Source organism: Pseudomonas sp. GG8, from assembly GCF_052976945.1.
Genome location: NZ_JBRIIP010000001.1, coordinates 2,407,135 through 2,431,920, shown reverse-complemented (window position 1 = coordinate 2,431,920; position 24,786 = coordinate 2,407,135). Strand labels below are relative to the sequence as shown.

Sequence of the window (24,786 nt, the reverse complement as noted above, 5' to 3'; positions counted from 1 at the left end):
AGCCCGAAGGCTGTTTTTTTCACCCGTACAGGAGAATCAGGACAGGTAACCACCGTCCACATTCAACGAAACACCGGTGGTGTAGCTGGATGCATCACTGGCCAGGTACAGAACGGCGCCAGCCATTTCGCTGGGTGCGGCCACACGCTTGAGCGGGATCTGCTCCAGCGCCATGTTCAGGATCGCATCGTTTTTGACCAGGGCCGAGGCGAATTTGGTGTCTGTCAGACCTGGCAGCAGGGCGTTGCAACGAATACCGAACGGCGCGCATTCCTTTGCGAACACTTTAGTCATGTTGATCACGGCCGCCTTGGTCACCGAATAGATGCCTTGGAACACGCCTGGCGAAATGCCATTGATCGAAGCGACGTTGATGATGCTGCCGCCGCCGTTTTCGCGCATCAGTTTGCCGGCTTCAATGGACATGAAGAAGTAACCGCGAATGTTAACGTCGACGGTTTTCTGGAATGCGCTCAGGTCCGTGTCCAGTACATTGCAGAATTGTGGATTGGTTGCAGCGTTATTGACCAGAATGTCCAGACGACCGAACTGTTCGCGAATCTGCGCGAACGCGTTATGGATCTGTTCCATCTCGCCGATGTGGCAGGCAATTGCAGTAGCCTTGCCGCCGTCAGCGATGATCGCGTCCGCGACGTGTTGGCAGCCATCGATCTTGCGGCTGGAGACAATGACGTGCGCGCCTTGTTGAGCCAGTAGCTTGGCGATGGCTTCACCAATGCCGCGGCTGGCACCGGAAACGAAAGCGATTTTGCCGTCGAGGTCGAACAGTTGGGTCTTGGACATGTTTTCTTCCTTATTGTGTCGCAATCAAAGGCTGGATTTATCGATCACTTGCAGGCTCATCTGCTCCAGCAGCTTGTTCATCTGAATGAACTGCGCGAAGCGTTTGTCCTGGGTCTGACCATGAAAAAAACGGTAGTAGATTTGTTGCACGATACCGGCCAGGCGGAACAAGCCATAGGTGTAGTAGAAGTCAAAATTGTCGATCTGGATGCCGGAGCGTTCAGCGTAGTAATCGACGAACTGACGGCGGGTCAGCATGCCGGGCGCATGGCTAGGCTGGCGGCGCATCAGTTGTACCGGTGCCGGGTCGCTGGCTTCGATCCAATAGGCCAAGGTGTTGCCCAGGTCCATCAACGGGTCGCCAATCGTGGTGAGCTCCCAATCCAGAACGCCGATGATTTTCATCGGGTTGTTCGGGTCGAGAATCACATTGTCGAAGCGATAGTCGTTGTGCACGATGCTGGACACGGGGTGATCGGCCGGCATCTTTTCCGTGAGCCAGGCCCTGACCGTCTCCCAACTCGGCGCATCCGGGGTCAGCGCTTTTTCGTAACGGTCGCCCCAACCACCAATCTGGCGTTTCACATAACCTTCGGGCCTGCCAAGGTCCGCCAGGCCGCACGCGGTATAGTCGACCTGATGCAACTCGACCAGCGTGTCGATAAAGTTTTTACACAGGGCTTCGGTCTGTTGGGCGTCGAAGTTCAGTTCAGACGGTAGATCAGAGCGCAGAATGATGCCGTTGACCCGCTCCATGACATAGAACTCAGAGCCGATCAGTGACTCGTCAGTGCAATGCACGTAAGCCTTTGGGCAATACGGAAAGCCGACATTCAACTGATTGAGAATGCGGTATTCGCGGCCCATGTCGTGCGCAGACTTGGCTTTGTGGCCAAAAGGCGGACGCCTCAGGACGAACTCCTGGTCCGGGTATTGGATCAGGTACGTCAGGTTCGAAGCACCGCCCGGAAACTGGCTGATCTCAGGCGAGCCCCTCAGGCCGGGAATATGCGCCTTGAGGTAGGGGTCGATGAGGCTGGCGTCGAGTTCTTCGCCAGAGCGGATCTTGGTGGACTGGTCAGTAAGCGCCATGCTTATCCCTTCTGCTTATTATGGAGTGCAGACATTATTGACTAATCTAATGCGACCACTCTTCGCTCACAAGCTGGAAACGGCCTTATAGGTGAGCGTGTTGCTGGCCAATCATTGGCTTTGATCGCTGGGTGTCCGTGAGTTGCAGGCGAAAAAAAACCGAGGCCCTGAGACCTCGGTTCTGCGTGCATTGCAGCCAGGTTTAAGCCGGGAACAGCTCGCTCAGCTTCATGGCCAGCATCATGTCGCCTTCAGCGCGCAGCTTGCCGCCCATGAACGCCTGCATGCCGTCGGTTTCGCCGCTGACGATGCCTTTAAGGGTCTCGCTGTCCATGACCAGTGTCACTTGAGCGTCAGGGTTCTCGCCTTCTTTAACGTCGCAAGTACCGTCTTTTACGATCAAGGAGTAGTGTGTGTTGTCATCGATCTTAAAGCCAAACACCAGGTCCAGGCCTGCAGCTGCACTTGGGTTGAACTTGGCTTTCATGGATTGAATGGAGTCAGCTACAGAAGTCATGGTGCGATCCTTTTTCTAGGGTTCTGGTGGATAGGTTCCAGCGACCATTCAGGTCGCCGTGGGCCGGTCTCAGCGATAAGTGATGAGCTCCGGCGCCTGCAACAGTTGCAGGTGCGCATGACTGTTGAAGGAAGCCAAGGCTACCTCGCGACCACGGAATTTAAGCTGGTTGAGCGAGGTATTGACGATTTGCCAGTTGAGTTCGAACGCCTGCTTCGCGGGCATCTGAGTGATTAAGTGGAGCAGCGCGGTGATTGTACCGCCTGAGGTGAAAATCGCGATCCGGTCTTTGTTGCCCGCCTGATCGAGAACCCGGTGCAAGCCCGATTGAACCTGCTCGACAAAGCCGAGCCAGCTTTGCAGCCCCGGAGTGTCATAATCACCCTTGAGCCAACGGTCCATGATCAACGCAAATAGTCGCTGAAACTCACCGCGGTTTTGCGCGGCATTACGCAGCACATGCAGGGCTTCCGGTTCATCGGGGAGCAGGGCCGGGAGCAGGGCACGGATCACCGCATCGGCGTCGAATTCATTAAACGCGGGATCGACTTCAAGCGGGGCCATGGATTGCCCTGCCGCCTTGAACTGGTCCATTACCGCCTCGGCCGTATGCTGCTGACGACGCAGGTTGCCAGACAGGCAGCGATCGAAGCTCAAGCCCAGCTGTGCCAGGTGGGTGCCGAGGATCTCGGCCTGGCGAATACCCATCGGAGACAGAACGTCGTAGTCGTCTGCACCAAAGGAGGCCTGGCCATGTCGAATCAAATAGATGCTGCCCACGTCGGCGTTATCCCGGGACGTTGAAGGTTTTGCGAGGTTATGAGGATGCTTGAAGCGTGTCAATGAAAAAACATACGCTTGTTTGAATGGTTGTTTCCGGGACATCCCTGGCAAGCGATCGACTGGCCGTCTGCAAGGCACGCCGGTATGCTTGAGTCATCCGCGGCTCCTTGATTGGAGGGGCGCAAAGTGTGTGAGGAGTATTTGTGGAGTTTATGGCTGAATACGCAATTTTTCTGGCCAAGACGGTCACCCTGGTGGTTGCCATTCTGATTGTGCTGGCGGCTTTCGCTTCGCTACGCAGCAAAGGCCGACGCAAATCTGCCGGGCAGTTGCAGGTCAGCAAGCTGAATGACTTCTACAAAGGTCTGCGCGAACGTCTTGAACAATCGCTGTTGGATAAGGACCGGCTCAAGGCGTTGCGCAAAGAGCAAGGCAAAAGCCTGAAGAAGGAAAAGAAACTGGCCGACGCCAAGCCTCGGGTGTATGTGCTGGATTTCGACGGTGATATAAAAGCGTCCGCAACCGAGAGCATGCGCCATGAAATCACGGCGCTGTTAACCTTGGCCACGGTCAAGGATGAAGTGGTCCTGCGCCTGGAGAGTGGCGGCGGCATGGTCCACAGTTATGGCTTGGCCTCATCGCAGTTGGCACGGATTCGTCAGGCGGGTATTCCACTGACCATCTGCATCGACAAAGTGGCGGCCAGCGGTGGCTACATGATGGCTTGCATTGGTAACAAGATTATCAGCGCACCTTTCGCTATTTTGGGTTCCATCGGCGTGGTAGCGCAGTTGCCCAACGTCAATCGTCTGCTGAAGAAGCATGATATTGATTTTGAAGTGCTGACCGCTGGCGAGTACAAACGTACCTTGACCGTATTTGGCGAAAATACCGAGAAGGGCCGGGAGAAGTTCCAGGAAGAGCTGGACATTACTCATGAGCTGTTCAAAAACTTTGTCGCGCGCTACCGTCCGCAATTGGCGATCAACGAAGTTGCTACCGGGGAAGTCTGGCTTGGCATGGCGGCGCTGGACAAACAGTTGGTGGACGAACTCAAGACCAGTGACGAATACCTTTCTGAGCGCGCCAAGGTCGCTGAAGTTTTCCATTTGCATTATTCCGAGCGCAAAAGCTTGCAGGAATGGATCGGCTTGGCGGCCAGTGGGTCGGTAGATCGTGTCTTGTTGAGTTGGTGGAGTCGGCTGACACAGCAGCGCTTCTGGTAATCGTAAGCGCCTTTGTCAGGTTTTCAGTGACAAGGATGGTTCATCAGATAGCAAAAAGCCCGGGGTTCAAATTGAACCCCGGGCTTTTTTTCAGGCCGAATCAGCGACGCCGGAACAGCGGCAACGGTTCATCAGTAGCGGCCTGGTAGGTCACCGAGAAGTCTTTAAGACCTTCAAGTGCTTCATACGGGTCTTTGTCTGGGCGAATCGCAAAGGCGTCGAAACCACAGCGGTGCATATAGAACAATTGGTCACGCAACACATCGCCAATGGCCCGTAGTTCGCCTTTGAAACCGTATCGATCACGAAGCAGACGCGCATTGGAGTAACTGCGGCCATCGGTGAACGCCGGAAAATTCAGGGCGATAACCTGGAAGTTATCCACGTCATCACCAATTTGCTCAGCTTCTTCGTCGGCGTCCAGCCATACACCCAAGCCGCCGTCACGCGCTTTGAGGGCGTGACTATGGTCGAGCCATAAAGCCAGCGGCACAATCAGGTCATCACAGTTGGACAGGCCGTCAAGCGTCGTGTCCTTGGGCAGCAAGTGCCAGGTTTCGTCGATGACTTCGTTGTTCTTAATGATTCGCTGCATAGACGCGCTCCTTGAAAGGGTCAATGCCGATACGCTGGAAGGTGTCGATAAAACGCTCATCTTCGTGCCGCTTCTCTATGTAGACGTTGATCAGCTTCTCGATCACGTCGGGCATCACATCCTGGGCGAAAGACGGGCCCAGAATTTTACCCAGGCTTGCATCACGGTTGCTGCTGCCGCCAAGGGAGACTTGATAGAACTCTTCGCCTTTCTTGTCCACGCCAAGAATGCCGATATGCCCCACGTGGTGGTGACCGCAGGCGTTCATGCAACCGGAAATATTCAGGTCCAGCTCGCCGATGTCGAACAGGTAATCCAGGTCGTCAAAGCGACGCTGGATGGCTTCGGCGATCGGGATCGATTTGGCGTTGGCCAAGGAGCAGAAATCGCCCCCTGGGCAGCAAATGATGTCGGTCAGCAAACCGATGTTCGGGGTGGCGAAACCCTGTTCGCGGAGCTCGCCCCACAAGGTGAACAACTGGCTTTGCTCAACGTCGGCAAGAATGATGTTTTGCTCGTGGGACGTGCGCATCTGGCTGAAGCTGTAACGATCAGCCAGATCGGCAACGCCATCGAGTTGTTTGTCGGTGATATCGCCTGGGGCAACACCGGTCGGTTTGAGCGACAGGGTCACCGCTGCGTAGCCTGGCTTTTTGTGCGCAAGAACGTTGCGCGAGCGCCAGCGGGCAAAACCTGGGTGTTCTTTATCGAGGTGAGCCAGTTCAGCGCTTTGATCGCTGAGGGCTTTGTACTCGGGGTCGACGAAGTGCTTGGCGACGCGATGCACTTCGGCTTCGGTCAACGTGGTCTGGCCGCCCCGCAGGTGGACCATTTCCGCGTCGACTCGCTCGGCGAACACTTCAGGCGTCAGTGCCTTGACCAGAATCTTGATCCGGGCCTTGTACTTGTTGTCACGACGGCCATAGCGGTTATAGACCCGCAGGATCGCGTCTAGATAGCTCAACAGGTCCTGCCAAGGCAGAAACTCATTGATGAAGGCACCGACCACTGGCGTACGGCCAAGGCCACCACCGACCAGGACGCGGAAACCCAGTTCGCCCGCAGCGTTACGCACTGGCTCCAGGCCGATGTCGTGTACCTCAATGGCGACACGGTCACTGGTGGAACCATTGATGGCGATCTTGAATTTACGCGGCAGGTAGGCGAATTCGGGGTGGAAGGTAGTCCACTGCCGAATGATCTCGCACCACGGACGCGGATCAACCACTTCATCCGCCGCAACACCGGCAAATTGATCGGTGGTGACGTTACGCAAGCAGTTACCGCTGGTCTGAATCGCGTGCATCTGCACGGTTGCGAGTTCAGCCAGAATATCCGGCACGTCTTCCAGCGCGGGCCAGTTGAACTGAATATTTTGGCGGGTGCTGACATGGGCATAGCCCTTGTCGTAATCACGAGCGATTTTGGCAATCATGCGCAACTGCCGCGAGGTCAACTGGCCATAAGGCACAGCCACCCGCAACATCGGCGCAAAGCGTTGAATATAAAGGCCATTCTGCAGGCGCAGCGGGCGAAACTCTTCTTCGCTCAGCTCTCCGGCCAGGTAGCGTCGGGTCTGATCCCGGAACTGCTTGACGCGGTCCTCGATGATCCGCTGATCGTACTCGTCGTATACGTACATATAGGTCCTGTTCTCAGGCTGCTTACAGCAAATCTGCGCGCACGGCCGCGCACTCCCAACGGAGCCGAGGGAAGATACCAGTTTGCAGTTATGCGCAAAAGTGAAGTTTGAGTATATGCAAAGAACTAAAAGAACTATCCAGGTCGGGTTGATCGCATAACCCTTCTTGAGGAATGGGCAATGCTCGACTTTACTAAGGGCGTGATCGCGGCAATCTGCTGTCGCAGAGGCGGTCACGCTTCATATGCAATCACCGATAAAACCGAAAAGAGGCGATGCAATGAGCAACCCTGTCAAAGCAGTGAAAGCCGATAGCAGCGTAGATGCCTGGGCCATTTTCTTCATTGTCATCCTGGTCGTAACGACGGCCGTATTCTGGGTGAGCCACCAATAACGCAAGCAACCTGCGCCTGTCCGACGTGACGGTCGGACAATGCGTTAAACGGTATCCAGAGGTCTGCACTTAGGCAGTTATACTGCGTGCCTATTTTTCAGGCCAGCATGAGAATGTTTAAACTTTTTTGTAGCGCGTTGCTGGTATTGAGCAGCGTGTGGATGACTGCGACCGAAGCAGCGACGGTGGTTTTTCTGAATCCGGGCCTGTCGACGGAAACGTTTTGGGTCAGTTATTCAAAGTTCATGGCGGCGGCGGCCAACGACTTGGGCATGACGCTGCAGGTGCGTTACTCGGAACGGGACCCTCATAAAACGCTGATCCAGGCGCGCGAAGCATTGTTGGGCCCTGACCGGCCCGATTACCTGGTGTTCGTCAATGAATTGTATGCCGCCCCGGAAATTCTTCGTCTATCCCAAGGCAGCGGCGTCAAGCTGTTTGCCGTCAACAATACCCTCACCCCTGATCAGATCAACATGCTCGGCGACGTCCGCACTCGCTTTCCGAATTTGATCGGTAGTTTGGTAGGGAATGATGAGGAGGGCGGTTACTTGATGGCCAAGGAGCTGATTCGCCTGCACCCGAAGGTTGCCGCTGGTCATAGCATCGACATGCTGGCGTTCTCTGGAGCAGCAACAACACCCGTCGCTCAGCTTCGCGAGCAGGGTCTGCGACGCGCTCTGGGTGAGCACCCGGAAGTGCATTTGCGTCAACTCGTGTACAGCGGTTGGGAACGAGAGCGAGCGCAGGAACAGGCCCGACAGTTGTTTCAGCGCTACCCGAAAACAAGCCTGGTATGGTCTGCCAATGATGAAATGGCGTTTGGCGCCATGGCTGCATTGCGTGAACGGGGCGGAGAGCCGGGCAAGGATGTGCTGTTTAGTGCCTTGAACTCTTCGACAGCGGCCTTGCAGGCGCGTCTGGACGGAAGTTTGAGCGTTCTGGCGGGTGGGCACTTCACGTTGGGTGGGTGGGCCATGGTGTTGCTGCACGACTATGACGCAACCAGGGAACAGGATCGCCAGTACCTGGGGGCGCGTCAATTAAGCGTGTTGCAGCTTCTTGGCCAGCAGGATGCCAGGCGCCTGCTGCAGGCTGGCCGCCAAGACGACTATGGCGTCGATTTCCGCACATTCAGCATGACGGGGAACCCTAAGCCGGGTGCGTACCGTTTTTCCCTGAAAAGCATACTGTACTGAAGGGTCAACCCACGGCGAAGTGCAATACCAACTGGACAATGCCAAACAAGGTCAGGGCGAAGATCGCCGTGAACAGCACGCCCAGTATGACGAAGTGACTGGGTTTGCCGTGGGTAAAATCCCGAGCCCGGTTTTTCCCGCTCTGTACACCAAATGCCGCCGCTACAACGCTCTGCACCATCTGCCAGAAAGTAGGCGGCTTATTGTTTGAAGAGTCGTCCATACACCCTCGTGAATTCACATCAACGTAAAGAAAACTCACTAAGCATAGTCAAGTCAGAGGGATATGCCCTGCGCGGGTCACTTTGATGGGTGGCAGCGCCTACTGAAAAAGGAAGCAACCCATGGTCGGGCTGCCTCCTGAACGCGCTGTCTTAGTCGTCGTATCCCAGGTTTGGCGCCAGCCAGCGCTCAGAAACGCTCAGCTCCTGACCTTTGCGCGCCGTGTAGCTTTCTACCTGATCCTTGTCGACTTTACCCACGGCAAAATATTGCGCCTGTGGATGAGCGAAGTACCAGCCACTCACCGACGCCGCAGGAAACATTGCATAGCTTTCGGTCAAGGTGACACCGCTCAGGCCTGACTGACCCTCCTCGGTGCGGTCCAGCAGGTCGAACAAGGTGCCTTTTTCGGTGTGATCCGGGCAGGCCGGATAACCCGGTGCAGGGCGGATACCGATGTACTGCTCCTTGATCAGGTCTTCGTTGGCCAGTTGTTCGTCCTTGGCATAACCCCAGTAGTTTTTCCGCACCTGTTGGTGCAGCCACTCGGCGCAGGCTTCGGCAAGACGGTCGGCCAGGGCTTTGACCATGATTGCGTTGTAGTCGTCGCCTTTGTCTTGATAAGCCTTGGACACTTCTTCGGCACCGATGCCCGCAGTGGTGATGAAACCGCCGACGTAATCGGTGACGCCGCTGTCCTTGGGTGCGACAAAGTCAGCCAGGGAGAAATTCGGTTTGCCGTCGGTCTTGATGATCTGTTGACGCAGGTGATGCAGCTTGGCCAGCGGTTTGCCGTCGTTGCCGTAAAGCTCCAGGTCATCGTTGTCGACCTGATTGGCAGGCCAGAAGCCAAACACTGCGCGAGCGCTGATCAGTTTTTCGTCGATCAGTTTGCGCAGGATGTCCTGAGCATCGGCAAACAGCGAGGTCGCGGCTTCGCCAACCACTTCATCGGTGAGAATGCGCGGGTATTTGCCGGCCAGGTCCCAGGAGATGAAGAATGGGGTCCAGTCGATGTACTCGGCCAGCACATTAAGGTCGATATTTTCCAGGACCTTCACGCCGGTGAACGTAGGTTTGACCGGTTGGTAATCGGGCCAGTCGAACTTCGGCTTCTTGGCCACGGCAGCGGCGTAACTCAGGCGCTCGGTGCGGGAACTGCGGGCAGCGGTGCGCTCACGTACCTCGATGTATTCGAGCCGGGTTTTCTCGATAAACGCCGGCTTCAATTCCTTCGACAGCAATTGCGTGGCCACGCCAACGGCGCGGGATGCATCGGTGACGTAGATCACCGCGTCGTTGCTGTACTTGGGTTCGATCTTCACCGCGGTATGGGCTTTGGACGTGGTCGCGCCGCCGATCATCAGCGGCAGTGTAAAGCCCTGACGCTGCATTTCCCGGGCGACATGCACCATTTCATCGAGTGACGGTGTAATCAGTCCAGACAGGCCGATGATGTCGCACTTCTGTTCCTTGGCCACCTGCAGGATCTTCTCTGCCGGCACCATCACGCCCAAGTCGACGATGTCATAGCCGTTGCAGCCCAGAACCACGCCGACAATGTTCTTGCCGATGTCATGCACGTCGCCCTTGACCGTGGCCATGAGAATTTTGCCCTTGGCTTCGGGTTTGTCGCCTTTTTCCAGTTCGATGAACGGGATCAAGTGGGCCACGGCCTGTTTCATCACTCGCGCGGATTTAACCACCTGTGGCAGGAACATTTTTCCTGAGCCGAACAGGTCGCCGACGATGTTCATGCCGGACATCAACGGCCCTTCGATCACTTCGATCGGGCGCTTGAACGACTGCCGAGACTCTTCGGTGTCTTCGACGATATGGGTGGTGATGCCTTTGACCAGCGCGTGTTCCAGGCGCTTGTTGACTTCCCAGCCACGCCACTCTTCGGTTTCGGCTTCTTTGACGCTGCCGTCACCCTTGTACTTGTCGGCGATGGCCAGCAGGGCGTCGGTACCGTTTGGCGTGCGGTTGAGGACGACGTCTTCCACACAATCGCGCAATTCGGTCGGTATTTGGTCGTAGATCTCCAATTGCCCGGCGTTGACGATCCCCATGCTCAAACCGTTGCGGATCGCATACAGCAAGAACACCGAGTGAATCGCCTCGCGTACCGGATTGTTGCCACGGAACGAGAAGGATACGTTGGACACGCCACCAGAGGTCAGGGCATGGGGCAGGTTGTCGCGAATATAGGCACAGGCGTTGATGAAATCGACGGCGTAGTTGTTGTGCTCTTCGATGCCCGTGGCAATGGCGAAAATGTTCGGGTCAAAAATGATGTCTTCAGGCGGGAAGCCGACATCGTTGACCAGGATGTCGTAGGAGCGCTTGCAGATTTCTCTCTTGCGCTTCTCGGTGTCGGCCTGGCCGTCTTCATCAAACGCCATCACCACCACGGCGGCGCCATAGCGTTTGCACAGTTTGGCGTGATGGATGAACTGCTCCACGCCTTCCTTCATGCTGATGGAGTTGACGATGCCCTTGCCCTGAATGCACTTGAGGCCGGCTTCGATCACCTCCCATTTGGAGGAGTCGATCATGATCGGAACGCGGGAAATGTCCGGTTCGCCGGCAATCAGATTGAGGAAGGTCACCATGGCCTTCTTCGAATCGAGCATGCCCTCGTCCATGTTGATGTCGATCACCTGAGCGCCGGCTTCGACCTGCTGCAAGGCGACTTCAAGCGCTTCGGTGTAGTTGTCCTCACGGATCAGCCGGGCAAAACGCGCAGAACCGGTGATGTTGGTGCGCTCGCCGACGTTGATGAACAACGAACTGCGATCAATGGTGAACGGTTCCAGGCCGGATAGGCGACAGGCTTTAGGGATGTCCGGAATAGCCCGCGGCGGGTACTTGCTTACCGCATTGGCGATGGCCTTGATGTGCGCAGGTGTGGTCCCACAGCAGCCACCGACGATATTGAGAAAGCCGCTCTGGGCGAACTCTTCGATGATTGCCGCTGTCTGTGCTGGCTCTTCGTCGTATTCACCGAAGGCGTTCGGTAAACCGGCGTTCGGGTGCGCCGAAATGTAAGTGCCGGCTTTGTTCGACAGTTCTTCCAGGTAGGGACGCAAATCGCTGGCGCCCAGCGCGCAGTTCAAACCCACCGAAATAGGTTTGGCGTGGCTGACCGAGTTCCAGAACGCTTCAGTGGTTTGTCCGGACAAGGTGCGGCCCGAGGCATCGGTGATGGTCCCGGAGATCATGATCGGCAATTCAAAGCCGACTTCTTCGAACACGCCCTGCACGGCGAAAATCGCGGCCTTGGCATTGAGGGTGTCGAAGATCGTCTCGATCAGGATCAGATCGGCGCCGCCTTCGATCAAGCCGTGGGTGGCTTCGGTGTAGTTTTCCACCAACTGATCGAAGGTCACGTTGCGGTAACCGGGGTTGTTCACGTCTGGCGACAACGAGCAGGTGCGGCTGGTCGGGCCTAGAACGCCAGCAACGAAGCGCGGCTTGTTGGGCGTTTCCAGGGTTTTAGCGTCAGCGACCTTGCGGGCGAGGCGAGCACCTTCTACGTTCAACTCATAGACCAACGCTTCCATACCGTAATCGGCCTGGGAAACCTGGGTGGCGTTGAAGGTGTTGGTTTCGAGAATGTCAGCGCCAGCATCCAGATAGGCCTTTTCGATGGCCCCAATCACGTCCGGACGACTGAGAATCAGCAGGTCGTTATTGCCTTTGACATCACTTGGCCAGTCGGCGAAGCGTTTGCCACGGTAGTCCTCTTCCTCCAGTCGGTAGCTCTGGATCATTGTGCCCATGCCACCATCGAGAATCAGAATGCGCTCTTTGAGGGCTTGCTGGAGAGCGTGGAGGCGAGCGCTGCGGTCGGACATAGGACTACCTGGAAAGGCCAATACAGAAGGTCCGAGATAATAGCAAACCTGCGCGCTTTTAGTGAGAGGAGGGCATTCTCATGAATATCGCTCATGTTGTAGGGAGTAAGCCACTGTAGAATCACCGCGTTTTAATGGTCGGGACACTGGACATGCCATATCGGGTACTCGCAAGCCTCTTTTTGCTGCTCCTGTGCAGTGGGGTACGTGCGCAAGATTCAGGGTCGAACCCTTCCTCGTCTATTTCCTACACCCGAGACGTGCAGCCGATCTTTACCGAGAAGTGTGTCGCCTGCCATGCCTGTTATGACGCCGCATGCCAGCTCAACCTGGGCAGTGCCGAAGGAGCTCTGCGGGGCGCGTCGAAAGTTCAGGTGTATAACGGCAGGCGCAGCGAAGCCGAGGCGCCTACCCGACTGTATTACGATGCCCATAGCGTCACGGCCTGGCAGCATAAAGGCTTCTATTCGGTGTTTGATGCGCAAGGCAGTCAGGCTGCACTGATGGCGCGGATGCTCGAGCTCGGCCATAAAACGCCACTGACGCCCAATGCCAAAGTTCCGGCCGAGATCGTTCTGGGGATGGACCGAGATAATCAATGCCCAATGCCGGCTGAGTTCGATACCTATGCCGGCAACCATCCCAAGGAAGGCATGCCGCTGGCAGTGACCGGCCTGACCGAACCGCAGTATCAAACCTTGCGGCGCTGGTTGGCGGCGGGTGCGCCGATTGATCAACAGGCGCTGGCCCCGAGCGCCAGCGAGACGCTGCAAATCACTCAGTGGGAAGACATGCTCAATGCCCGCGGCGCCAAGGAAGGGTTAGTGGCGCGGTGGTTATACGAGCATCTGTTTCTGGCACACATTTATTTTGAAGGCGGCGAGCCTGGGCATTTCTTTCAGTGGGTTCGTTCGCGCACGCCCAGCGGTCAGCCCATCGACCTGATCAATACACGACGACCCAACGATGATCCGGGCTCCGACGTGTATTACCGCTTGTGGCCAGTACAAGGGGTGATCGTGCACAAGACCCACATCACATACCCGATGAGCCCAGGCAAAATGGCGCGGGTCAAAGAGCTGTTCTACAGCGGTGACTGGACTGTCAGCGCTTCGCCTGGCTACGGCCCACGGCACCGCGCCAATCCGTTCGACACGTTTCAGGCGATTCCTGCCCAAGCGCGTTATCAGTTCATGCTCGACAACGCCGAGTACTTCGTGCGCACCTTTATCCGTGGTCCGGTCTGCCGTGGGAATATCGCCAGTGATGTCATTCGCGATAATTTCTGGGCTCTTTTTCAGGACCCGGCACATGATCTGTACCTCACGGATGCGGCTTATCGTGACAAGGCTACGCCCCTGTTGTCGATGCCCGGCCAGATCGACGACGTTGGCAGCGTTTTGACTCTGTGGCACTCCTATCGCGACAAGCGCAATGAGTACGAAGCACTACGCAGCAAAACCTATGCTCAGGCGCCAGCCCCCAGTTGGTCGACGTTGTGGGCCGGTAACGACAACGCCTTGTTGTCGATTTTTCGTCACTACGACAGCGCCTCCGTCAATAAAGGGTTGATCGGCGAAATCCCGCAGACGATGTGGCTGTTCGACTTCCCCATCCTTGAGCGAACCTATTACCAGCTTGCGGTCAATTTCGACGTATTCGGCAACGTTGCGCATCAAGCGCAGACTCGGTTGTATTTCGACCTGATCCGCAACGGTGCCGAGCAGAACTTTCTGCGGCTGATGCCCGCTGACTCGCGCGATGAGATCTTGAGCGACTGGTACCAGGAAGGCGGCAAAGTGAAAATGTGGCTGGACTATCAGGGCATCGACGACGACGCGCCAAGCGGTCTTAAGCTCAATGAAAAAGACCCCAAACGTGATTTCGCCCTTCAGTTGCTGGTGCGCTACGGCGACTTGAATGGCCGGCCGGACCCGATCAACCGCTGCAGTGGCGCGTACTGTGCCCGGCAAACCCTGGTGCCCGAATTGCGCTACGCCGAACAGGCTCTGAGTCGCCTGACGTCTCGCCCGGCGGCGGGTTTGCAGGTGATCGCCCAGTTACCGGAAGCAAGCATGCTCCGAATCCAGGCCAGCGATGGTAAGCGCGAGCTCTACAGCCTGCTGCGCAACCGTGCACACAGTAACGTCGCCTTTATGCTGGGTGAGGAATCCCGCTATCAACCGGGGCTGGACACCTTGACTATCTATCCCGGCGTGCTGAGCAGCTACCCGAACTTTATGTTCAATATTCCTGCTGTGCAGGTGCCCGCGTTTGTCCGCGCCATGGAGCAGGCGCGGGACGCTGATGCGTTCGAAAAAATCGTTCAGCGATGGGGCATTCGCCGGAGCAATCCTCAGTTCTGGTTCTATTTTCATGACCTGACACGCTATATCCAGGAGACCGAGCCGGTTGAGGCGGGCATGCTGGACATGAACCGTTACGAGAATCTGTAGCCGTTCTTTAAACGGCTTCGCAGGTAAGCCTGCGAAGCCGTTGACACGCTCGTATTGAGCTGAACGCCTTGACAAACATGGCCCGCAGCCATCTACCAGTCATCAATCCCGCGCAACCTTTTGGCCCTTGTCGCGGTCCGACGTATCGAGACGACCTGAAGTAGCAGTCTATTCGGGGTCCTTGATGTTGATTTGAAAACAGGTGAGTTGCGGATGTTGATTTCGGTTCAAGCCTTGCGGGCACTCGCCGCGTGGGCAGTTGTGTGTCACCACTTTATGCAGATTTTCTTTGATTTTCATGCCAAAGGCCCCGTAGGGCAGTTCTTCGTCGACAGGGGGGCGGTAGGGGTCGATATTTTCTTCGTGATCAGTGGGCTGGTGATCTATCTGTCCACGCAAAACAAAGACATGCCAGCTGGACGCTTCATGGTCAATCGGATCATCCGTATCGTCCCGGCATATTGGGTCTACACGGCCGCCATGGGGCTGCTGTTGGTAGTCGCCAGTCCGCTATTGCCGCATCAAGTGATCAGTTGGCAGAACTTTATTCTTTCCCTGTTATTCATCCCTTCTGAAAACCCCGGCGGTTATGGCATGTACCCTACGTTGAACGTGGGTTGGACGCTGAATTATGAAATGTTCTTCTATCTATTATTCTCACTGGTGTTCCTGGTCCATCAACGTCATCGGCCACTGGTTGTCGCGGCCGCATTGTTCGCGGTGAGTGAGGTGTTGACCCGTTACGGCTGGATCAGCCATTTCTACCGCAACGACATTGTGTACGAGTTTCTGCTCGGCATCGGCATCGGTATTATCTACAGCCGGGGCTGGATCACTCCACGGCTATGGCTGCCGCTGCTGGCGATTGCCGGGGCCTTCGTCACTATTTACCACCTGCCACCCTCACAACGGTTTATGAACTGGGGGCTGCCCAGCGCGTTGATTGTCGTCGCCTGTATCTCACTGGAACCGTACTTCCAGGGCAATCGATTATTCAAGGTACTGGGCGACTGTTCCTACTCGGTGTACTTACTCCACGTATTGGTTCTCTATGGCGGATGGCTGGCGTCTGAACGCTATGGGCTCAATCCGTATGCGGTGTTTGCCGTGTGTGTACCGTTGATTGCCGTCGGAGCCTGGGGCAGTTACGAATTTATCGAAAAAGGACTTTATCTGCGCCTCAAAGGCTGGCTGGACAAGCGAAGAGCGGTGGGCGAGGCGGTCGCTCTTTCCCGACATAATTACTAGGACTTTGTGCGGCGCGAATGATTGGCGTAAACTGCGCCCACGTCTGCGAGGAATTTTCATGACCGCTATTACTATTACCGATGCCGCCCACGACTATCTGGCCGATTTGCTTGAAAAGCAGAACACTCAGGGCATCGGCATCCGCGTGTTTATTACCCAGCCTGGCACCCAATACGCTGAGACCTGCATTGCTTATTGCAAGCCGGGCGAAGAGAAACCGGAAGACAAGGCCATTGGCCTGAAAAGCTTCACTGCCTGGATCGACTCCTTCAGCGAAGCGTTTCTGGATGATGCGGTTGTCGATTACGCCACCGACCGAATGGGCGGCCAACTGACCATCAAGGCGCCAAACGCCAAAGTACCGATGGTCAATGCCGACAGCCCGATCAACGAACGCATCAATTATTACCTGCAAACCGAGATCAATCCGGGGCTGGCCAGCCATGGCGGCCAGGTTTCGCTGATTGATGTGATTGAAGAGAACAACGAAAATATCGCGGTGCTGAAGTTCGGTGGCGGTTGCCAGGGCTGCGGTCAGGCTGACGTGACCTTGAGAGAAGGGATCGAGCGCACTCTGCTTGAGCGTATTCCTGAGCTTAACGGTGTGCGGGACGTCACTGACCATACGCAAAAAGAAAACGCCTACTACTAAGTCGGGCGCCTCTACGCGATAAAACAGCTGCAAAAAATGCCTCGACTGGTTCGAGGCATTTTTTTTGGTTCTGCCAGTGCCTGGTTTAGCCAGCCTTGGCGCAACCAGCAGGGTTGAACACGCGCTGGCTTGAAGCCGGATTTTTCAGCAGTGCAGCCCCGGTGCGTGCCGGACGTGGCAGAAGTTGCCCGGAGCAATTGGGACAGCGACCGCCCAGACGGTCGTGCGCGCAATCGCTGCAGAAGGTGCATTCAAACGAGCAAATCAACGCGTCCAGACTGTCGCCAGGCAGGTTGCGGTCGCAGCATTCACAGCTCGGGCGAAGTTCAAGCATAGAGGTGACCTCGTTCGCAGGTGTTCGGGGGAAGGAAAGCTTCGGCAACAATGCCAAACACTGCGGGCTCTTGGCAATCAGGGCCGGTATAGATGCGCATGTCCGGCCCGATAGAGCGACGATTCGGCGAACTGGTCATTGGCCAATACCCTGCCTACCAGAATCAATGCCGTGCGGCGAAACCCTTTGGCGCGAACTTTCTCCTGGATGTCGGCGAGCGTTCCGAGTACCCAATCCTGATCCGGCCAACTGGCGCGATGGACCACGGCAATCGGGCAATCAGCGCCGTATTGCGGGGTCAGTTCGGCGACAATTTTTGCCAGGTTCTTGACCCCTAGATGAATCGCCATGGTCGCCCGATGCTGCGCCAGGCTTGCCAGCTCCTCGCCCGCAGGCATGGAGGTTTTATCGGCATAGCGGGTCAGGATCACACTCTGAGAGATATCCGGCAGCGTCAGTTCGGTGCCCAACAGTGCGGCGCAGGCAGCGGTGGCGGTAACGCCGGGGATGATTTCGAAGGGGATATCCAGTTCGCGCAGGTAACGAATCTGCTCGCCAATCGCGCCATACAGACTGGGATCGCCGGAGTGCACCCGAGCGACATCGAAGCCTTGTTCATGAGCGGATTTCATCGCGGCGATGATCTGCTCCAGGTGTAACTCGGCGCTATTGATCACCTGTACCGCCTGATGCCCTTCAAGGACAGCGGTCGGTACCAGTGAGCCGGCGTAGATAATCACCGGGCAACTGCGGATCAGGCGCTGGCCTTTGACCGTGATCAGTTCCGGGTCGCCGGGGCCTGCGCCGATAAAAAAAACGGTCATGGGTGCTCCAGAATCCAGCCTTAGGCTTTTGAGTGGGAGTGAAAACGGACAGATTATCGACGATTGAGTACGTCACCGGCCAAGGCAAATGTCGCTTGCTGGTTTTTCTGCCGGGTGATCAGTAATTCGCCATGACGTCCACCAAGGCGCTGTAACAGCGCCAATGCACTGCTTTCGGCCACGCCGTAGCAACCGGTGTGGGCGAACGCGATGGCAGAACGATGACTGAGTCGCGCGTCGAAACAGCTCAACTCTGCTGCACTGAAAAACACCAGTGGCAGACCCAGACGCTCTGCCAACGCCAGCAAACCCGGCTCAGAACGTTTCAGGTCAATGGAGGCGAGGGCAGTGATGGCTTCAATTTTCAGCCCATGACCCTGCAAAGCCTGTTCAATCAGTTCCAGCAGTCGGCTTGCAGGGCAACCGCGCTGGCAGCCGAGGCCGACCGCCAGGGTCGGCACCGAGTGCTGCCGGGTCATGCGCCGTGATTGACGTGTTGGGCGTTCACTTCATGATTATTGCGGCGGAACAGCCAAGCACTGATCAGACCCAAGGCGATCCAGAACAGCGCATTGGTCAGCAGCGAGGCGATCTTGAACTGAGCTTCCAGAGCTTCAGGGGCCAGGCTCTCATGCACGTCTGGTTGCGGTGCACCCATCACGTGTGGCACCAGCAGGATCGCTACACCCAGCACCTTCAGCAACCAATGTTTGCTGAACACGATCAGTGCCAAGGCGACGGCAGTAGATGCCGCTGTGCTCACCCACCAGATTTGTCGCTGAACCAGATCAGCCGCCGCAGTCCCCGGCAGCTCAGGTGGCAGGCCCAGGGTCGGCGCGAGAACGAACACGGCAAACCCGGCCAGCCCCCACAGTATCCCCTGAGACGTACGGCCCGGCGCACGTAGGGTGTAAAGCCCCGCCAGCATCAATGCAAAACCGACTGCGACCACCAGGTTGCCTCCGGTGGTGGACAAGACACGTTGCCAGCCGTCTTGAGGTTCCCATGCCTCGGCGTCGTGAACATGGCCTGCGCCAACGCCTTCAGCGTGTTCATGGGCCTGCTCTGTCGGTGCTTTCTCATAGGACTCCGCTTGCAGAATCAGCGGCGCAACCCAGACGCTTTGCAGCAGCGTCAACAACAGTGCGGCGAACAGACCCGTGAACCCGGCCGTTTGAGCGATACGCTTGAACATGGCGGCAGGTCTCAATGGCAAGGGAAGGCAGAGCTGTGGCGGGTGTCGTGCGCCGCGTTGTGGACGGCATTGATATGCGAGAAGCCGGCGAAGTAGACCAGAAAGGCACCCAGCAGGAGGGCGCTGACGGCAGCCGTCAGGCGTCGGGTCTGAGTGGAGGTGGTTGTAGCTGAGTGGCTGATAGTGCTGATCGACATGGCGCTTCCCTCAAGTGTCGGCAAGTAGGCAAGCGCATGAAAACCCCACTGACAGGCGTCAGTAGAGGTTCAACAGCGCCCGCCCACCGCGGGTTTGTCAGATGATTTGTCGGGCCGGTCTCCGGGCTTGCGAGGGGTCCGTGCAGCCTGACCATCAAGAATCACCTTCCCATGCCGGACTGCTGGCACAGTGGATCTGATTCTTCACTCGCTTACCGTTGCGGGGGCAGCGCCGGACTTGCTTATGCCTGTTGGCATGAAGCGCACCGGTTTCCCGTTTCACCCTGTGAAGGGCACCCGAAACAAGGCCGTAGGAAAACATGAGCACGCACAGGAGTCAATCCAGAGCATCTGCGGCTTAGTCGGTGATTGACCTGTCCGCAGCCACTGCGTAGCCTTGCTCGTTCGAGGTGCTCCGGTATGCGCGGAGCTAAAAGGGAACGCGGTTCAAGCCGCGGCTGCCCCCGCAACTGTAAACGGTCATGTTCATTGCACTGCCACTGCACGCGTGTGGGAAGGCGCAATGAACGCGTGTCGGACGCTTTTTATAGGCCGTCAACACGCCACCGTCAGCCAGGAGACCTGCCTCGGAACAAGATTCTCACTACAACCGGGCGGGGTGATCCGGTGGCGAATTGATCTGCGTGCATGTGCTACGTGGTTATCGTCCTGTTTGCCCGCCGCTTTGCCAAAGGGCATCCGATGAAATCACTGGCCAAACTTCCCGTTACTATCGTTACCGGTTTCCTCGGGTCGGGCAAAACCACGTTGCTGCGGCACATCCTCGACAACGCGGAAGGTCGGCGCATCGCGGTGATCGTCAACGAATTCGGCGAACTGGGCATCGATGGCGACATTCTCAAGCAATGCACCATTGGCTGCACCGAAGAAGAAGCCAGCGGTCGTGTGTATGAGTTGGCCAACGGTTGCCTGTGCTGCACGGTTCAGGAAGAGTTCTTCCCGGTCATGCGCGAATTGGTTGCCCGTCGCGGCGACCTGGATCACATCCTGATTGAAACCTCTGGCCTGGCATTGCCAAAACCTTTGGTTCAAGCGTTTCAGTGGCCAGAAATTCGTAACGCCTGCACGGTCGATGCGGTGATTACCGTGGTCGACAGCCCTGCGGTGTTGGCAGGCACTTTCGCTGCATTCCCGGATCAAGTCGACGCACAGCGCAAACTCGACCCGAACCTTGACCATGAGTCGCCACTGCACGAGTTGTTCGCCGATCAACTGGCGAGCGCGGACCTGGTCATCCTCAACAAAGCCGACATGCTTGATGCGGCAGGCTTGGCGACCGTCCGCGCTGAAGTCTCCGAAGAACTGCCACCCGCGGTCAAAGTGATCGAAGCCAGCAGCGGTCGTTTGCCCATCAGCGTGTTGCTGGGGCTGGGCGCCGAGTCGGAGGTGCATATCGATAGCCGCCGCACCCACCATGATCATCACGAAGGCGATGACCATGACGACCATGATCATGATGCGTTCGATTCGATCTCGATCAAATTGCCGCAGGCCGACGAAAGCCTGTTGCTGGACGCCTTGACGCAACTGGTGGTGCAGCACGGTATTTTGCGGGTCAAGGGTTTCGCGGCGATTCCGGGCAAACCGATGCGCTTGCTGATTCAAGGCGTCGGGACGCGCTTCGACAAGCATTTCGACCGTGCCTGGCGTACCGAGGAAGAACGTGCGACCCATCTGGTGTTGATTGGTCAGGAACTCGACGCCGGCGTTCTCGAAGCCCAACTGCACGCAGCGGTTGCCGGCTGACTTATGCATTTACTGAGAACCCAACCTGGCGGCTTTGTACCTGACGACAGCATCGCTGATCTGGGGCAAACCCCGGCCGAGCTGGTGATTCTCTGCAGCGGCGATTCACATTTGGCGTTGCTCGCCGAGGCGGCGCAACAGTTGCCTGAGGATTACCCCAGTCTGCGTCTGGCCAACCCGATGCAAGTGCAAAATCACGCGTCAGTGGACATGTACGTCGATCAAGTTCTACGGCATGCCAAGGTCATCCTGATTTCCCTGCATGGCGGCATTGGGTATTGGCGTTATGGCGTCGAGCGTCTGGTGGAGCTTGCGGGACAGGGGGTGCAGCTTATTCTGGTGCCGGGCGATGATCGTCCGGACCCGGAGCTGAGCGGCTTGAGCACTGTTGCCGCGGAAGAAGGCGAGCGGCTCTGGCATTTCCTTCGCCAGGGCGGTATGCACAACGCGCTTGAGCTGTATCGTTGTTTGGCAAACTGTTGGCTGGGCCGCGATTATCCTTGGGCAGAACCTCAAGCTTTGCCACGTACCGCGATCTACCATCCGCACAAGGCCAATGCCAAGCTGAGTGACTGGCAGGCCGATTGGCATACTGCTCAGCCCGTCGTGGCGTTGTTGTTCTATCGGTCCCATCTGCAAGCGGCCAACACCGGCTTTGTCGACGTGTTCTGCGCCCGTTTGCAGGCACAGGGTTTGAATCCTTTACCCATCGCGGTCGCCAGCCTGAAAGAACCGGGCTGCCTGACGGTGGTGGAAGACCTGCTTGATGAGGTCGGTGCCGCGCTCATCCTGAATACCACCGGCTTCGCTCAATCCAGCCCTGAAGCCCCCCATGTGCGACCGTTTCGGCGCAATGTTCCGGTGATCCAGGCCATCTGCGCCCAGGACAATGAACCCGCGTGGTCCGCCAGCGAGCAAGGACTGGGTCCACGGGACCTGGCGATGCATATCGCGTTGCCCGAGCTGGATGGGCGGATCATCAGCCGGCCGATCAGTTTCAAGGATCTGGCCTGGCACAGCGAGCGCAGCCAATCCGATGTGGTGTGTTATCGCGCCCAGCCCGAGCGCATGGATTTTGTTGCCGAACTGGCGCGACGCTGGATTGATTTGGCGCGTCTGCCCAATCAACACAAGCGCGTCGCGTTGATTCTGGCCAATTACCCCACCCGCGACGGTCGGATCGGTAATGGCGTTGGTTTGGACACGCCAGCAGCCGCGCTGAATATTTTGCGCGCGTTGCAAACCGAGGGTTATCCGCTGGCGCCGTTGCCTGAAAGTGGCACGGCCTTGATCCATGCGTTGCTCGGTGGAGTGACCAATGATCTGGACAGCATTGATCTGCGCCCGTGTCAGCAAAGCATGGGGCTGGACGAGTATCAGGCCGCGTTCAATGACTTGCCTGTTGCCAATCGCGAGGCAGTGACCGCCCGCTGGGGCGCGCCGCAGGGCGACCCGATGTTTCGCGCAGGCCGAATGATGGTCGCGGGGCTGCGTTTTGGCCTGACGTTTGTGGGTATTCAGCCCGCGCGGGGTTACCAAGTAGACGCCAGCGCGGTCTATCACGACCCCGACCTGGTGCCGCCCCATGGTTATTTGGCGTTCTACTTCTGGTTGCGCAAAGTCTACGGCGCGCATGCCGTGGTGCACGTGGGCAAACACGGCAATCTCGAATGGCTGCCGGGCAAAGGTGTCGGCCTGTCGCAAAATTGCTGGCCGGACGCCGTGTTGGGTGCGATGCCGAACATCTATCCGTTCATCGTCAACGACCCTGGTGAGGGCGCTCAGGCCAAGCGCCGGACCCAGGCAGTGATCATTGATCACTTGATGCCGCCACTGACCCGGGCCGAAACCTACGGTCCGCTGCGTGATCTGGAAGTGCTCGCCGATGAATATTACGAAGCTCAACTGCTCGATCCACGCCGTGCAGGCGAACTGCAACGAGACATCCTCAAGCTGGTGCGTGAAACCCGGATCGATCGTGAACTGCAACTGGACGAGGCGCTCAACGCCGATGCGGATGCTGCCCTCTGGTTGCCACGTCTGGACACTTACCTGTGTGATCTGAAGGAATCGCAGATTCGCGATGGCCTGCATATCTTCGGCGAATCGCCCAGCGGGCGTCTGCGCATCGACACCTTGCTCGCGTTGCTCCGGATTCCTCGCGGTGATGGCCGTGGCGCGCAATCGAGCCTGTTGCGCGCCCTGAGCAAAGCTTTCGAACTGAACTTCGACCCTCTGGACTGCGTGCTGTCAGAGCCCTGGAGTGGGCCTCGCCCTGCGTCACTGTTGGATATCAGCGCCGAACCCTGGCGCACGGCGGGTGATACGCGTGAGCGGCTGGAGTTGTATGCAGCGTGGCTGATCGAGCAGGTGTTGATGCTAAATCCTATCAGTGAGTTGACTGAAAACAATGACTTGGCACTTATTCTTTATAATTTAAGCGAAGTTGTTGCGCCACGGCTGGATGCCTGCGGTCCTGCGGAAATGCAGGGTCTACTGGACGCGTTGAGCGGTCTATTCGTTCCGGCAGGGCCCAGCGGTTCCCCCAGCCGTGGGCGCCTGGATGTGCTGCCTACCGGGCGTAATTTCTTTTCCGTGGACGTGCGTAATCTGCCAACCACGACCGCGTGGCGTATCGGTTTTCAATCGGCGAACCTGCTGCTGGAGCGGCACTTGCAGGATCACGGCGATCACCTGCGTCAGCTGGGTCTGTCCGTCTGGGGTACAGCGACCATGCGCACCGGCGGTGACGATATTGCCCAGGCCATGGCCCTGATGGGGGTCCGTCCAGTCTGGGCCACGGGCAGCCAGCGGGTCGACGACTTTGAAATCCTGCCTCTGAGCCTGCTCGACCGGCCTCGGGTGGACGTGACATTGCGCGTCTCCGGCTTTTTTCGCGACGCATTCGCCAACCTGATCCACCTGTTCGATGCTGCGGTTCAAGCGGTCGCCGCCCTTGATGAGCCGGATGAACTCAATCCACTGGCGGCCAAGGTGCGCGAAGAACGCCAGGCGTTTGAGAGCAACGGTTTGAGTGCCGACGATGCCGCACGACAGGCTGGTTGGCGCATTTTCGGCGCCAAGCCGGGTGCTTATGGTGCCGGCGTGCAAGGCGCTATCGACGGGCGCTTATGGCAAAGTCGCGAAGATCTGGCCGAGGTCTACCTGAACTGGGGCGGTTACGCGTATGGGGGCGCTGATGAAGGCACGCCAGCGCGCGAGCGTTTTGCTCAGCGATTGTCCCACGTACAAGCCGTGCTGCAGAACCAGGACAATCGCGAGCATGACCTGCTCGACTCCAACGACTATTACCAGTTTCAAGGTGGCATGCTCGCCGCCGTGGAAAGCCTCAGCGGACATAAAGCCGCCAGCTACCATGGCGACCACAGTCAGCCGGACTTACCAAAAATCCGCACCCTGAAAGAGGAGTTGAACCGAGTCGTGCGTGCGCGCGCGGCCAATCCAAAGTGGATTGAAGGGGTCAAGCGCCACGGCTATAAAGGCGCGTTCGAGATGGCCGCGACGGTGGACTTTCTGTTTGCTTTCGACGCCACCACGCATTTGATTGATGATCACCAGTACGCATTGCTGGCCGATGCCTATTTGTTGGACCCTTCGACCCGTGCATTCATTGAGCAGCACAACCCTGATGCGTTACGCGATATCACCGAGCGCATGCTGGAAGCTCAGCAGCGTGGGTTATGGGAGGCGCCGGGTGAGTACCGCCAGGCGCTGGAAAACCTGCTGCTGGATATAGAAGAACACTGATGATTTTCGAG

The 24,786-nt window shown here is 57.3% G+C and carries 20 protein-coding genes and 2 riboswitches; of the genes, 7 read left to right on the top strand and 13 right to left on the bottom strand.

The features are described 5' to 3' along the window. Window positions 1-36 precede the first annotated feature (36 nt). The 4 genes from ACVBEG_RS11640 to ACVBEG_RS11625 all read right to left on the bottom strand — a co-directional run bounded on the left by ACVBEG_RS11640 (window position 37) and on the right by ACVBEG_RS11625 (window position 3,193). Window positions 37-804 (bottom strand): SDR family oxidoreductase, encoded by a 768-nt coding sequence (locus ACVBEG_RS11640; RefSeq protein WP_219059789.1) that lies wholly within the window; start codon window positions 802-804, stop codon window positions 37-39. A 24-nt stretch (window positions 805-828) separates the two neighbouring features. Continuing rightward, a complete protein-coding gene (locus ACVBEG_RS11635; protein WP_322216501.1) occupies window positions 829-1,896 on the bottom strand; it encodes a phosphotransferase family protein in 1,068 nt (355 codons plus the stop codon). A 202-nt stretch (window positions 1,897-2,098) separates the two neighbouring features. Then, window positions 2,099-2,413, bottom strand: coding sequence for an SCP2 sterol-binding domain-containing protein (locus ACVBEG_RS11630; RefSeq protein ID WP_322179149.1), 315 nt, complete (start codon window positions 2,411-2,413; stop codon window positions 2,099-2,101). A 69-nt stretch (window positions 2,414-2,482) separates the two neighbouring features. Further along, complete coding sequence (locus ACVBEG_RS11625; protein ID WP_322179150.1) at window positions 2,483-3,193, bottom strand: histidine phosphatase family protein; 711 nt, start codon at window positions 3,191-3,193, stop codon at window positions 2,483-2,485. 206 nt (window positions 3,194-3,399) lie between these two features. On the opposite strand from ACVBEG_RS11625, the gene sohB reads away from it, so the two are divergent. Then, complete coding sequence (sohB, locus tag ACVBEG_RS11620; RefSeq protein ID WP_447107715.1) at window positions 3,400-4,422, top strand: protease SohB; 1,023 nt, start codon at window positions 3,400-3,402, stop codon at window positions 4,420-4,422. A 100-nt stretch (window positions 4,423-4,522) separates the two neighbouring features. Here sohB and ACVBEG_RS11615 read toward each other — a convergent pair whose 3' ends face one another. Both ACVBEG_RS11615 and ACVBEG_RS11610 read right to left on the bottom strand, forming a co-directional pair. After that, window positions 4,523-5,017 carry a DUF934 domain-containing protein gene (locus ACVBEG_RS11615; RefSeq protein WP_322179152.1) on the bottom strand — a complete coding sequence of 165 codons (495 nt, stop codon included), beginning with the start codon at window positions 5,015-5,017 and terminating at the stop codon, window positions 4,523-4,525. Then, window positions 5,001-6,659 carry a nitrite/sulfite reductase gene (locus ACVBEG_RS11610; protein WP_322179153.1) on the bottom strand — a complete coding sequence of 553 codons (1,659 nt, stop codon included), beginning with the start codon at window positions 6,657-6,659 and terminating at the stop codon, window positions 5,001-5,003. Before ACVBEG_RS11610 ends, ACVBEG_RS11615 begins: the two co-directional genes overlap by 17 nt. A gap of 507 nt (window positions 6,660-7,166) precedes the next feature. Here ACVBEG_RS11610 and ACVBEG_RS11605 point away from each other — a divergent pair. Then, window positions 7,167-8,252, top strand: coding sequence for an ABC transporter substrate-binding protein (locus tag ACVBEG_RS11605; protein WP_322216493.1), 1,086 nt, complete (start codon window positions 7,167-7,169; stop codon window positions 8,250-8,252). Between the two features lie 4 nt (window positions 8,253-8,256). Here ACVBEG_RS11605 and ACVBEG_RS11600 read toward each other — a convergent pair whose 3' ends face one another. Together ACVBEG_RS11600 and metH are read right to left on the bottom strand one after the other, a co-directional pair. Then, complete coding sequence (locus tag ACVBEG_RS11600) at window positions 8,257-8,475, bottom strand: DUF2970 domain-containing protein (RefSeq protein ID WP_219059781.1); 219 nt, start codon at window positions 8,473-8,475, stop codon at window positions 8,257-8,259. Between the two features lie 151 nt (window positions 8,476-8,626). Continuing rightward, window positions 8,627-12,334: a methionine synthase gene (metH, locus tag ACVBEG_RS11595; RefSeq protein WP_447107714.1), complete on the bottom strand. Its 3,708-nt coding sequence runs from the start codon at window positions 12,332-12,334 to the stop codon at window positions 8,627-8,629. Window positions 12,335-12,486: 152 nt separating this feature from the next. On the opposite strand from metH, the gene ACVBEG_RS11590 reads away from it, so the two are divergent. From ACVBEG_RS11590 to nfuA, 3 genes are all read left to right on the top strand, one after another. Next, a complete protein-coding gene (locus tag ACVBEG_RS11590) occupies window positions 12,487-14,790 on the top strand; it encodes a fatty acid cis/trans isomerase (RefSeq protein WP_322179157.1) in 2,304 nt (767 codons plus the stop codon). A 213-nt stretch (window positions 14,791-15,003) separates the two neighbouring features. Next, the gene (locus ACVBEG_RS11585; protein ID WP_322179158.1) at window positions 15,004-16,038 is read left to right on the top strand and encodes an acyltransferase family protein; all 1,035 of its coding nucleotides are present in this window, start codon (window positions 15,004-15,006) and stop codon (window positions 16,036-16,038) included. 58 nt (window positions 16,039-16,096) lie between these two features. Beyond that, on the top strand, window positions 16,097-16,690 hold the full coding sequence (gene nfuA, locus ACVBEG_RS11580; RefSeq protein ID WP_322179159.1) for a Fe-S biogenesis protein NfuA: 594 nt from the start codon (window positions 16,097-16,099) through the stop codon (window positions 16,688-16,690). A gap of 85 nt (window positions 16,691-16,775) precedes the next feature. Here nfuA and ACVBEG_RS11575 read toward each other — a convergent pair whose 3' ends face one another. The 5 genes from ACVBEG_RS11575 to ACVBEG_RS11555 all read right to left on the bottom strand — a co-directional run bounded on the left by ACVBEG_RS11575 (window position 16,776) and on the right by ACVBEG_RS11555 (window position 19,240). Continuing rightward, window positions 16,776-17,024, bottom strand: coding sequence for a DUF1272 domain-containing protein (locus ACVBEG_RS11575; protein ID WP_322179160.1), 249 nt, complete (start codon window positions 17,022-17,024; stop codon window positions 16,776-16,778). Between the two features lie 77 nt (window positions 17,025-17,101). Next, on the bottom strand, window positions 17,102-17,848 hold the full coding sequence (cobM, locus tag ACVBEG_RS11570; protein ID WP_322179161.1) for a precorrin-4 C(11)-methyltransferase: 747 nt from the start codon (window positions 17,846-17,848) through the stop codon (window positions 17,102-17,104). 53 nt (window positions 17,849-17,901) lie between these two features. After that, window positions 17,902-18,327, bottom strand: coding sequence for a cobalamin biosynthesis protein (locus tag ACVBEG_RS11565; protein WP_322179162.1), 426 nt, complete (start codon window positions 18,325-18,327; stop codon window positions 17,902-17,904). Then, window positions 18,324-19,043, bottom strand: a complete 720-nt coding sequence (locus tag ACVBEG_RS11560) for a CbtA family protein (protein ID WP_322179163.1) — start codon at window positions 19,041-19,043, stop codon at window positions 18,324-18,326. Before ACVBEG_RS11560 ends, ACVBEG_RS11565 begins: the two co-directional genes overlap by 4 nt. An 11-nt stretch (window positions 19,044-19,054) precedes the next feature. Then, on the bottom strand, window positions 19,055-19,240 hold the full coding sequence (locus ACVBEG_RS11555; protein WP_219059772.1) for a CbtB domain-containing protein: 186 nt from the start codon (window positions 19,238-19,240) through the stop codon (window positions 19,055-19,057). Window positions 19,241-19,335: 95 nt separating this feature from the next. Then, window positions 19,336-19,556, bottom strand: a riboswitch (cobalamin riboswitch). Window positions 19,557-19,631: 75 nt separating this feature from the next. Beyond that, window positions 19,632-19,844, top strand: a riboswitch (cobalamin riboswitch). Between the two features lie 98 nt (window positions 19,845-19,942). On the opposite strand from ACVBEG_RS11555, the gene cobW reads away from it, so the two are divergent. Then, window positions 19,943-21,007 carry a cobalamin biosynthesis protein CobW gene (gene cobW / locus ACVBEG_RS11550; protein WP_322217788.1) on the top strand — a complete coding sequence of 355 codons (1,065 nt, stop codon included), beginning with the start codon at window positions 19,943-19,945 and terminating at the stop codon, window positions 21,005-21,007. A gap of 3 nt (window positions 21,008-21,010) precedes the next feature. After that, complete coding sequence (cobN, locus tag ACVBEG_RS11545; protein WP_323565789.1) at window positions 21,011-24,775, top strand: cobaltochelatase subunit CobN; 3,765 nt, start codon at window positions 21,011-21,013, stop codon at window positions 24,773-24,775. Window positions 24,776-24,786: the final 11 nt, after the last annotated feature.